The sequence below is a fragment of the Chryseobacterium caseinilyticum genome, assembly GCF_014837145.1.
In the GTDB taxonomy this organism is placed as follows: domain Bacteria; phylum Bacteroidota; class Bacteroidia; order Flavobacteriales; family Weeksellaceae; genus Chryseobacterium; species Chryseobacterium caseinilyticum.
This window is the reverse complement of sequence record NZ_JACYFS010000001.1, coordinates 668,273-680,008: the sequence shown is the minus strand read 5'-3', so window position 1 is coordinate 680,008 and position 11,736 is coordinate 668,273. Positions and strand designations below refer to the sequence as shown.

Genomic DNA, 11,736 nt, shown 5'->3' with positions numbered 1-11,736 from the left:
CACATAAGATGAAAATCAGAGATTTTCATTAAGCTTTAATGCTCTTTAAAAAGCCTGATAGATTCTTAAAATGATAAAGCTTTTGTGACTTTGTGGTTAATTAAAAATTATAGATTTTCTAAAACAGTTTTTAAAGCACTGATAAATAAATCAGTTTCTTCTTTTTTAATGTTCAACGCAGGAAGAATCCTCAACACAGCCTTATCATTGGAGTTTCCTGTAAAAATGTGATGATTGTACAACAGCCTGTTCCTCACTTCTGAGCAATCCCTGTCGAGTTCAATTCCAATCATCAGGCCTTTCCTTCGGATTACTTTGATATGTGGAAAATCTTTAATTTCGTTTTCAATATATTCGCCCATTTTCTGAGCATTTTCGATGAGATTTTCCTCTTTTATAACGTCCAAAACCGCAATCGCAGCGACACAAGCTAAGTGATTTCCTCCGAAAGTTGTTCCCAGCAAACCGTTGCTTGCCTGAAATTTCGGATGAATCAATACTCCACCGATCGGGAAGCCATTGCCCATTCCTTTTGCTGTCGTGATAATATCTGCTTTAATTCCGAATTCCTGATGAGCAAAAAAATATCCGCTTCTTCCGTATCCTGACTGAACTTCATCTAAAATCAAAACAGCATTATATTTTTCGCACAGTTCTTTGATTTTAGTTAAAAATTCAACCGTTGGAATCATAATTCCACCAACTCCCTGTATTCCTTCAATAATTACAGATGAAATTTCATTTCCCTGATTTTCAAAAACGGCTTCAAGCTGTTCGATATTATTCCATTCAGATTTTATGAATCTTTCGTCATAATTTACCGGAGCTACAATTTTTGGATTGTCGGTCACAGAAACTGCTGCCGAGGTTCTGCCATGAAAAGAGCCTGAAAAATATAACACTTTGCTTTTTCCGTTATGGAAAGAAGCCAGTTTTAAAGCATTTTCATTTGCTTCAGCTCCTGAATTACATAAAAACAGATTGTAATCTTCCAAACCTGAAAGTTTTCCTAATTTTTCAGCCAGTTCAGTCTGCAATTCATTCTGAACCGAGTTTGAATAGAAAGATATTTTATCTAGTTGATTTTTTAATTGAGTTTGATAATGCGGATGGTTGTGCCCGATCGAAATTACCGCGTGACCTCCGTAAAAATCAAGATATTTTTCTCCTTTATCGTCCCAAAGAAATGATCCCTGAGCTTTTACCGGATTTATATTGAATAGTGGATATACGTTGAATAAATTCATGTCTATTTATAAATGATAATTGATGTTTGATGAATGATTCATCTGCTTATATTTTTCTTTTGCCTTGAAATCGAAGATTCGACGCAGTCAAACAAAAGAAACAATCCCGAAGCTTCGGGACAAGACTGGAAACTCCGGCTAAAATTTTAAATAATTTCCTAAAATTTCTAAACTCGGGCGGAAGGCAAAACTTGTTTCTCAAAGATGTTTTTGGCCGCCACTCAAACAGTAGAAATTTTTTGACGGAAATTCTTTAAAAATTTTTAACGCCTCCGTTTCCTAGGTCGGTTTTGATTCGGGTTTAAAAATTCACGATTGACTTATTGACCATTGACATTAAAAAACCACAGGCTTCAAGTTCAATCCTAAATTCTCTTCCCAGCCCATGGCTATATTCATGTTTTGAACTGCCTGTCCGGAAGCTCCTTTCAACAAATTGTCAATCGCTGAGTGAATAACGGCAACATTTCCACTCTTTTCTATATGAATCACACAACGATTGGTGTTGACAACCTGTTTTAAATCAATTGCTTTCTCACTTACCTTTACAAAAGGCGCATCTGCATAAAAATCCTGATACAACTGATTGATATCCGAAAGTTCTACATCTGTTTTCACCGTGGAACTCGTAAAAATTCCTCTCGCAAAATCCCCTCTCCATGGAACAAAATTCAGACTGATTTGATTCGTATTAAAAGAAACTAACTGCTGTAAAATCTCATCCACATGCTGATGTGTCAAAGTTTTATATGCTGAAATATTATCGTTTCTCCACGTAAAATGCGTCGTCGATTGTAAAGATTGACCGGCACCTGTTGAACCTGTAATTCCCGTTGTGTACACCTCATTCAACAAACCTTTTTGAGATAATGGAAGCAAGGCCAGTTGAATTGCCGTTGCAAAACATCCGGGATTTGCAATACTTTTTGCTCCCAATAGTTGTTTTTTGTTGATTTCGGGTAATCCGTAGATAAAATTTCTGTTTCCAAAATTTCTATCTAAACGAAAATCATTTCCTAAATCGATTACTAATGTTTCATCTTTTATATTATTTTGAGCCAGCCAATTCTGACTTTCTTTGTGCGGAAGACATAAAAATAAAATATCTACCTCTTCAGGCTGATCCGTTAAAATCATTTCACACACCGTCGTTAAATCCGGGTACAAATCTGAAATCTTTAGTCCCGAATTCGAACGGCTATATAAAAAATTCAAAGTCATATGGGGATGAAAAGCCAACAGACGAACTAATTCGCTTCCTGTGTAGCCGTTGGCACCGATAATTCCTGCCGTCTTTTTGATATTAATCATTTTATTGGTTTTCACGGATTTCGACCGCAAATATTATTGAACCCTATCGGGTTGTGATTGCTTGTTGATTTAATAATCCATAGGTTCCACCTATGGCTATTCGTATTGAACCCTTCGGGTTCGTCCTTATAACGCAGAATTAATCTGATGATATATATTTAAAGAATTGCTTACAATTTTCGTGTAACCTTTCACATCTTCGCCCGTCCAAGCTCTGTTTGCTTCACCGTAACATCCGAATTTATCGGACATCAGATCATGTTTAGACTCAATTCCGCTTAAGATAAACCTGTAAGGATGCAGGGTTATAAATACTTTTCCACTTACTGTTTTTTGAGAATCATCTAAAAAAGACTCGATATTTCTCATCACAGGATCTAAAAAAAGTGCCTCGTGAAGCCAGTTTCCGTACCAATCAGACAATTGGGATTTCATCATTTGCTGATATTTTGAGAGCGTATGTTTTTCCAACAAATGGTGCGCTTTTATAATAACAGAGGCCGCCGCTGCTTCGAATCCCACTCTTCCTTTAATTCCGACAATCGTATCGCCAACGTGGATATCGCGACCGATTCCATACGCAGAAGCTAATTTTTCAATTTTTTGAATGGCATAAACCGAATGTTCAAAGTTTTCGCCGTTAACAGCTACAACTTCACCATTCTTGAAGTCAATTTCCAGTTCTGAAGGCTGAGTTTTTTTAACCTGAGATGGAAAAGCTTCTTCAGGAAGATAATTTCTTGAAGCTAACGTCTCTTTTCCTCCGACTGAAGTTCCCCAAAGTCCTTTGTTGACGGAATATTGAGACTTTTCGAACCCCATTTCGTAGCCATGGCTTTTCAAAAATTCAATTTCTTCTTCACGGGACAAAGACAGATCACGAATCGGCGTAATAATTTCTACATTCGGACACATTACCTGAAAAATCAAGTCGAAACGAACCTGGTCATTTCCTGCTCCTGTACTTCCGTGAGCAATTGCATCAGCACCGATTTCAATGGCATATTTCGCAATTTCCTGCGCCTGGATCGTACGTTCAGCACTTACAGACAACGGATAGGTGTTGTTTTTCAATACATTACCAAAGATCAGATACTTTACACAAGAATTATAATAATCTTCCTGAGCATCAACGCACCTGTATTCTTTCACCCCAAGTTGAAAGGCTTTTTTCTCCAGTTCTTTTTCCTCTTCTTTAGAAAAGCCTCCGGTATTTACAGTCACTGCATATACTTCATACCCAAGTGTTTCGCTCAGATATTTGGCACAGTAAGAGGTATCGAGACCTCCGCTAAACGCTAAGATTACTTTCTTGCTCATTTTTATATTTATTTTCGGGTTGATTATCGTCAACTCCATTTACTTTACTATTTTCAGGAACGAAAAGCATTGCTGTACAAAGGCAGTTTTTCCGTTCTTTTTTCATTAAAATTTCATAATTAACGCAGCTTTTGCATCCGCTCCAAAACTCATCATCCTGCGTTAATTCAGAATAAATCACTGGTTTATATCCCAAGTCACTGTTGATTTTCATCACCGCCAAACCTGTAGTTAAACCAAATATTTTTGCATTGGGAAATTTTTCTCGTGACAAAGCAAATACTCTGTCTTTGATTAAAGTTGCAATACCTCCATGCCTGAATTTTGGAGAAACAATTAACCCCGAATTGGCTACAAACTGACCGTGCGACCAGGTTTCGATATAGCAGAAACCTACCCATTCACCATTTTCAGTAGCGACTACAGCGTTACCTTCCGAAATTTTTTTGCTTAAATATTCTATGGAACGTTTTGCGATGCCCGTTCCCCGTCGCTGTGCAGAATCATACATTTCCTGCTGTATTTCACTCACATACATTAAATGTTCGCATGAGGAAATTTGTATTTCCATTTATTTATCTGAATTTTTTGGCAAATTTAAAACATATTATCTTTAAAAAACAAATTAAAAAGATAATTTTATTGTTTAATTAATATTAGCAGGTATAATTATCTTATTGTTAAAATTTAATATTGCTAAATTGTTATATATTTGCTAAAATACTATATATGGAGAGTATCTGTCCGAAATGCAAGAGTGAAAAAGTCGTAAAAAGCGGAATTATTAATGAGAAACAAAGATTCCACTGTAAGGATTGTAATTATTATTTTACCGTTAAAAAATTAGGTAAAAAAATTGATGATTATTATGTGACCAAAGCACTACAATTATATCTTGAAGGCTTAAGTTTCCGTGAAATAGAAAGGATTATCGGCGTTTCTCATGTAACTGTCAGTTCCTGGATCAAGAAATATAATATTACGAGACCACCTCACTCTGATTTTCATCCGGTTTATAAAATTTTAAAACAAAATGAGTTGATCGAATATATTTCCAAAGAAGAAAACATTAAAGATTCAGGTTTAATTATCACTCAATTTGCTGACAAGTATATGTTGATTAAATGGGAAAGATTTAAAAAATAAATTCAAATATTTTTAGCATATTTCTGCTAAAATTAAATTTCAAGAATATGAATTTATTTATTTAATAAGCATTATATTAGATTATTGTAACTAAAATTTTTCTTAAATCTTTAAATTTTCCGACCCATCAATCATCATTATTATTAATCAACTATACCATCACCACTAATATATACTGAATTTTTATAACTAAATTATTAATTCCAATTTGGCTTTCACAAAATAACAGCCAAAAAATTAATAATTTATGAAGAAAATATTAAGTTTTATTGGATTAGCTTTAATCAGCAGTTCTGTATACGGTCAGGGTTCACCTGATTATGGAAATGGTTTAAAAATAAATTTAAATCCTGAAGGAGATAAATATGTCAGATTTATTCTCTGGGATCAGTTCTGGATCAGGAACACCGAAATGAACCCCGGAAGTATGGTTGGCGGAGAACCCACTGACAATACGTGGAATTTAGGAAACCGACGGGCACGTATTTTAGCCTACGCTCAAATCACGAAGCGTTACATGATTCTTACGCATTTCGGGATTAACAATCAGACCTTTATCAACGGTGGCGCAACAGGAACAACAGGAACCGGCGGCTATGGAAACGGTAAAAAACCTCAGCTTTTCTTTCATGATGCATGGAATGAATATGCAGTCGTAATGCCTGGTGAAGCAGGAAAATTCAGCTTAACATTAGGTGGCGGACTTCATTATTACATGGGACTTTCGCGTATGACGATGGCTTCCACACTGAACTTTCTAACTTTGGATTCTCCGGTTTTCAGTTGGCCTTTAATTGACAATTCAGATCAGTTTGCGAGACAGATGGGTCTTTTTGCCAAAGGTAAATACGGAAAATTTGAATACCGGATGAGTTTAAACAAACCTTTCGCTACAGATTTAGTTCCGGCAAATACGCTGATTCCCGGAAATGAAGTCGCTGTTGACAACAACGGAAATCCTAACTGGTCTAAGGCAGGTTATTTTGAATATCAGTTTTTAGACACAGAATCTAATCTTCTTCCTTTCAAAGTAGGTTCTTACTTGGGAACTAAAAAAGTTTTCAACGTGGGTGCAGGGTTTTACCATCAGGCGGAAGGTACGAGAACTTCAGTCAATTCAAACATCGAAAAACACGATATTACCCTACTTTCTGTAGATGCTTTTGCTGACATTCCTTTGGGTGAAGCAAAAAATAAAATGGCTGTTTCGGCTTATGCTGGATATTTCAACTATAATTTCGGACCGAATTACGTGAGAAATTTAGGCACAATGAACATCGCAGCTAACGACCCGAATTTTGTCGGACAAAGAGCTTTAGCTGGTCCCGGAAATCTACAACCGATGATCGGAACCGGAAATGTGGTCTATGCTCAGGCTGGTCTATTATTGCCGAGCCAGGCTGAAAAACCGAAAATCAGAATTCAGCCTTTTGCGGCTTACACTTACAAAGATTTCGAAGCGTTTGATAAACCTTCTTCGCAGTTTGATGTGGGAGCTAACTGGTTTTTAGACGGTCATCATGCAAAAATCACGACGCAATATTCTACAAGACCAGTTTACACAAGTCCAACGGAAAATCCGAAATCTAAAGGGGAATTTATTGTACAACTTCAAATTTATTTATAAAAACTAATTCCATTTAATTTAATTATTAACAAAAAAAAATCTATTGATATGAGCGAACAACACCACGATGTTTACGAGAATATGACAGATAAGCAGAAGAACCGCACCATCTGGAGCGTCATCACCGCATCGTCTCTCGGAACTTTGATAGAATGGTATGATTTCTATATTTTCGGAAGTCTGGCAGTCGTTTTGGCGACCAAATTCTTCCCGGCAGACAATCCTACTGCAGCATTTTTATCTACGCTCGCCACTTTTGCGGCTGGATTTGTAGTGAGACCTTTCGGAGCCCTGTTTTTCGGAAGACTGGGAGACATCATCGGAAGAAAATATACTTTCTTAGTGACTTTATTGATCATGGGATTTTCGACCTTCCTGATTGGATGTATTCCGGGATATGAAACCATCGGATTTATGGCACCGGTTTTAGTTTTGATCTTAAGACTTTTACAGGGATTGGCTTTAGGTGGAGAATACGGAGGCGCAGCGACATATGTTGCGGAATATTCGCAGCCACACAGAAGAGGTTACTGGACTTCATGGATTCAGACTACCGCTACAGCAGGACTTTTCATTTCACTGATCGTAATTCTAATTACTAAAAATACACTTTCAGCAGAAGACTTTGACTCATGGGGATGGAGAGTTCCGTTCTGGATTTCGATTTTGATGGTTGGGGTTTCATATTTCATCAGAAAAAACATGAAGGAATCTCCTCTTTTTGCAAAGGCTAAAAGTGAAGGGAAAACTTCAAAAAATCCCTTAAAAGAAAGTTTCGGGAATAAATTTAATTTCAAATTTGTCTTGTTGGCATTATTCGGAGCTGCGATGGGACAAGGGGTCATCTGGTACACCGGACAGTTTTATGCGATGAGTTTCCTTCAAAAAGTAATGAACATCAATTCGATGCAGGTTGATTATCTAATGGCTACGGCATTGTTAATGGGAACGCCTTTCTTCGTATTTTTCGGTTGGCTTTCAGACAAAATTGGCCGAAAAGCGATTATGATGACCGGAATGCTGGTCGCAATTTTAGCATACAGACCGATCTACGACGCGATGTACAAAAGTGTGAATGTAGAAGCGAAAACAGTTGCAAATGAAGGTGTTAAGGAAACGAGAGTTGCAGCCATTCACAAAACGATTGCAACAGACAGTTTAGTGACATTCCATAAAGAAACGACGTACACAGACGGAACTTTAATTAAAAAGGACAGTATCGTTCACTGGTCAGCCGCCGGTCCTGTGATGAAAGACGGAAAAGCGGAAGAGCCAAAAGTTTCAACATCGATCACTTTGAACGACGACACAAGATGGTATTTGGTCTTCCTCGTATTTATTCAGGTGATTTTTGTGACGATGGTTTACGGTCCGATTGCCGCATTTTTAGTGGAAATGTTCCCAGTGAGAATCCGTTATACGTCGATGTCGTTGCCGTATCATATTGGAAATGGGGTTTTTGGAGGATTGCTTCCCGCAGTGGCCACTTATCTCGTAACTTCCGGAAAAGATGCAGGACATGCGACATGGTATCTCGAAGGACTTTGGTATCCGATCGGAGTTGCCGCAGTCTGTTTAGTCATCGGATTGATTTATCTGAAAAATAAGAACAACAATATCCACGATTAATAGGGATAATCACTTAAAAATTTATTAATTTTAAATCTACTAAAATGAACGGATTAAAAAAAATATTAGGCATTGTATGGATTTTAGCCGCCCTGATCGTCGCCTATTTTGGAATAACGGTGATGGGCATCCCTAAAATCACATCAGGAAAACAAGAAGACCTTGTGTTCGGCATCATTATACTTTTTGTATTGGTACCGATTGTCACAGGCGGATTGGCCATCTTCGGATATTATTCATTAACTGGAGAATATTCTGACGAGAAATAATTTATAAATGATAGATGATAATTGATGAATGATTTCGGTCTGTTCATCAATTATCGTTTTTAATAAAGAATCTATTAAACATTATTTCCCCAACCCTTCCTTCGACAAGCTCAGGATGACATGGTAGTAATTTTAGTTAATTTAGATAGAAGTTTTTCTCTCTTCTAATGTTGGAGAAAAGCAGAATTATTTTAAATTTTTCATTAAAATTGAATTTAAAAAAACTTTAAACATTCGAATCAATCAATTATCATTCATCAATAATCACTTATGAAAAAGCGTCACGAGCAAAAACTGATTATTCTGAGCGTAGGTCTTTTAATTGCGTTCAGCATTCCGATTTCATTGCTTTTCAACAGTGAGCGGGAGGTTTTTGGTTACCCGATGATTCTTGTTTATTTTTTTGCAGTCTGGATGATTTCCATCATTATTTCTTTTGTAATCGTAAAAAAATATGATGAGTAGTTTCGCATTATTTATCGTTGTCCTTATTTACCTCGCACTTTTATTCTTAGTTGCCCATTTGGCAGAGAAGAAAAAGAGTAAGATCTGGATTAATAACCCTTACATCTATGCACTGTCGCTTGCTGTGTACTGCACCGCTTGGACGTATTATGGAAGTATCGGCGTGGCAGCGACCAGCGGACTCAATTATTTACCTATTTACATTGGTCCGATCATGGTAATTCCGGCTTGGATTTACATTAATACCCGGATTGTCCGCATTTCGAGAGTCAACAAAATCAGCAGTTTGGCCGATTTCATTTCATTACGATATGGAAACAGCCGGAGTTTCAGCGCAATCATAACTCTGGTTTGTCTGTTTGCGATTATTCCATACATTGGATTGCAGATCAAAGCAATTTCCGAGACTTTTCATTTGGTAACAGAAACTAAATCTTCACAAAATATATTAACGGACAGCGGAACTTTTGTAGTGATTTTGATTGCTGTCTTCTCATCATATTACGGAACAAAATATGTTGATGCCTCAGAAAAACGTTTGGGCATTATCTCAGCCATTGCTTTGGAAAGTTTTCTGAAATTATTTTTCATTATAATTTTAGGATTATTCGTCATTTATTATGCATTCGACGGATTTTCAGACCTGTATCAGAAGGCGAGTAAATTTCCTGATTTTAAAGCAAAAAATACATTTAACGGAATTGAAGGTGCGATGAACTGGATGGTTCTCTGCGTGATTTCCGGAACAGCAATCTGTATTTTACCTAGACAGTTTCACACCGCAATCGTTGAAAACAGACAGGAAAAACATATTAAAACAGCCATTTGGTTTTTCCCTCTTTATCTTTTGATATTTACTATTTTCATCTTCCCGATTGCCTGGGGCGGAAGATTGATTTTTAATGAACAGAATGTAAATCCCGAGTTCTACTCTATTCTCATTCCGCAACATTTTGACAATACTTTGATTACGGTTTTGGTGTTTCTGGGAGGTTTGAGTTCTTGCATTTCAATGATTATTATCTCGGCGATTACTTTGTCGATCATGCTTTCAAACAATCTGATTATTCCTTATGGTTTACTTGGAAAATTTAAAGCTGAAAATGAAGTTCAAAATACACGAAACATTACCAACATCCGTAAATTTTCGATTTTCGGGTTGATTATTGTGGCGTTTGCCTTTTATAAATATTTCATTTTAAAAACTTCTTTAGATTCTGTCGGATTGATTTCATTTGTCATTATTGCTCAGTTGGCACCTGCATTTTTTGGAGCAATATTCTGGCGAAGAGGTAGTTATCACGGCGCGGTGGCTGGACTTTTTGCTGGATTAATTATCTGTTATTTCGGATTGATTATTCCACAGTATTATTTTTCTTATAATTCTGAACTGAAGGGAGTTTTAAGAGATTTGTATAATGCTTTTCAGTTTTTTGACATTTCGTTTTTAACCCGAATTCCTGAAATTTTCTTTTGGTCGATTTTGGTAAACACTGCCCTATTTACCATACTTTCCGTGAGTATGAAAGGAAATTACCGTGAAAGAAATTTTGCCGAATTGTATGTTGATATCGATAAATATATTCAAAATCACGAAAACGCATTTATTTGGCGCGGCACTGCTTATGTTTCTGATATTCAAAATATTCTGGAACGTTTTTTAGGCAAGAAAAAAACCGAGCAGGCAATGCGGATTTTCAATATTAAATACAATATCGATTCCCAAACAGAAACGGCCGATTCAAGATTTATTAAATTTTCTGAAAACCTTTTGGCGGGAAGAATAGGGACAGCTTCGGCAAAAATTCTAATCGAAGGCGTAACCAAGGAAGATAAAATTTCATTGAAGGAAGTTTTAAATATTTTGGAAGAATCAAAAGAAAATATCACGCTGAATAAAAAACTGACCGAGAAATCTGAAGAGCTGAAACAGCTCTCGAACGACCTCAGTGCCGCCAATGAAAATCTCATCGTGAAAGACCGTCAGAAGGACGATTTTCTGGATTCTGTTGCGCATGAATTGAGAACACCAATCACAGCAATTCGTTCGGCAGGAGAAATTTTAGCAGATGACGACGATATTCCTCTAGATATTAAAAAAGAATTTTTAAATAACATCATCACAGAATCTGACCGTTTGAGCGAAATTATTAATGACATTCTTTATCTGGACAAGCTTCAACACGGAGAAATTGCATTAAACATTCAGGAAAATAAGATTATTGAAACCTATAAAAAAGCTTTAAATCCTATCCTGCATTTGATTCAGCAGAAATTTATCCATGTCAGCGAAGTTGATTTATTAGAGAAATACCAATTTGAATACGATGAAGCGAGATTTATCCAGTTATTCCAGAATATTTTGGGAAATGCATTGAAATTTACTGATGAACAGGGAATTATTCAGACGAAACTTTCAGAAAAAGACGATGATTTAATTATTAAAATTTTTAATACGGGAAAAAATATTCCTGAAGAAGATCTGGAAATGATTTTCGATAAATTTTATCAGTCTAAAAATCAAAACATTATCAAACCTACCGGAAGCGGCCTTGGACTGGCAATTTCAAAAAGAATCATCGAAGCCCACAATGGAACCATAAAAGCAGAAAACAGCGGATTGGGTGTGACGTTTACCATCACGTTACCAGTCATAAGAATGACAAATAATGACGCGGAACCCGAAGGGTTTAACAAAAGTAGCCCTGAATGAAATCGAGGC

The 11,736-nt window shown here is 36.5% G+C and carries 10 protein-coding genes; 6 read left to right on the top strand and 4 right to left on the bottom strand.

Annotated features, from left to right (window positions below):
• Window positions 1-107: 107 nt before the first annotated feature.
• The 4 genes from IC610_RS03230 to IC610_RS03215 all read right to left on the bottom strand — a co-directional run bounded on the left by IC610_RS03230 (window position 108) and on the right by IC610_RS03215 (window position 4,449).
• Window positions 108-1,247: an aspartate aminotransferase family protein gene (locus tag IC610_RS03230; RefSeq protein ID WP_191735210.1), complete on the bottom strand. Its 1,140-nt coding sequence runs from the start codon at window positions 1,245-1,247 to the stop codon at window positions 108-110.
• A gap of 336 nt (window positions 1,248-1,583) precedes the next feature.
• On the bottom strand, window positions 1,584-2,558 hold the full coding sequence (gene argC, locus IC610_RS03225; protein ID WP_191735209.1) for an N-acetyl-gamma-glutamyl-phosphate reductase: 975 nt from the start codon (window positions 2,556-2,558) through the stop codon (window positions 1,584-1,586).
• 126 nt (window positions 2,559-2,684) lie between these two features.
• Window positions 2,685-3,878 (bottom strand): argininosuccinate synthase, encoded by a 1,194-nt coding sequence (gene argG, locus IC610_RS03220; protein ID WP_191735208.1) that lies wholly within the window; start codon window positions 3,876-3,878, stop codon window positions 2,685-2,687.
• Window positions 3,850-4,449: a GNAT family N-acetyltransferase gene (locus IC610_RS03215; protein ID WP_191735207.1), complete on the bottom strand. Its 600-nt coding sequence runs from the start codon at window positions 4,447-4,449 to the stop codon at window positions 3,850-3,852. Before IC610_RS03215 ends, argG begins: the two co-directional genes overlap by 29 nt.
• Before the next feature lie 158 nt (window positions 4,450-4,607).
• On the opposite strand from IC610_RS03215, the gene IC610_RS03210 reads away from it, so the two are divergent.
• The 6 genes from IC610_RS03210 (at window position 4,608) to IC610_RS03185 (ending at window position 11,727) form a co-directional block, all read left to right on the top strand.
• The gene (locus IC610_RS03210; protein ID WP_191735206.1) at window positions 4,608-5,024 is read left to right on the top strand and encodes an IS1/IS1595 family N-terminal zinc-binding domain-containing protein; all 417 of its coding nucleotides are present in this window, start codon (window positions 4,608-4,610) and stop codon (window positions 5,022-5,024) included.
• A gap of 247 nt (window positions 5,025-5,271) precedes the next feature.
• Window positions 5,272-6,651, top strand: coding sequence for a porin (locus IC610_RS03205; protein WP_191735205.1), 1,380 nt, complete (start codon window positions 5,272-5,274; stop codon window positions 6,649-6,651).
• A 48-nt stretch (window positions 6,652-6,699) separates the two neighbouring features.
• Window positions 6,700-8,280, top strand: a complete 1,581-nt coding sequence (locus tag IC610_RS03200) for an MFS transporter (RefSeq protein WP_191735204.1) — start codon at window positions 6,700-6,702, stop codon at window positions 8,278-8,280.
• 44 nt (window positions 8,281-8,324) lie between these two features.
• A complete protein-coding gene (locus tag IC610_RS03195; RefSeq protein WP_056080148.1) occupies window positions 8,325-8,549 on the top strand; it encodes a DUF6814 family protein in 225 nt (74 codons plus the stop codon).
• A 270-nt stretch (window positions 8,550-8,819) separates the two neighbouring features.
• Window positions 8,820-9,014 carry a hypothetical protein gene (locus IC610_RS03190; RefSeq protein WP_047442934.1) on the top strand — a complete coding sequence of 65 codons (195 nt, stop codon included), beginning with the start codon at window positions 8,820-8,822 and terminating at the stop codon, window positions 9,012-9,014.
• Window positions 9,007-11,727 (top strand): ATP-binding protein, encoded by a 2,721-nt coding sequence (locus IC610_RS03185; protein ID WP_191736194.1) that lies wholly within the window; start codon window positions 9,007-9,009, stop codon window positions 11,725-11,727. The genes IC610_RS03190 and IC610_RS03185 overlap by 8 nt, the downstream gene beginning before the upstream one ends.
• The last annotated feature ends 9 nt before the right edge of the window (window positions 11,728-11,736 follow it).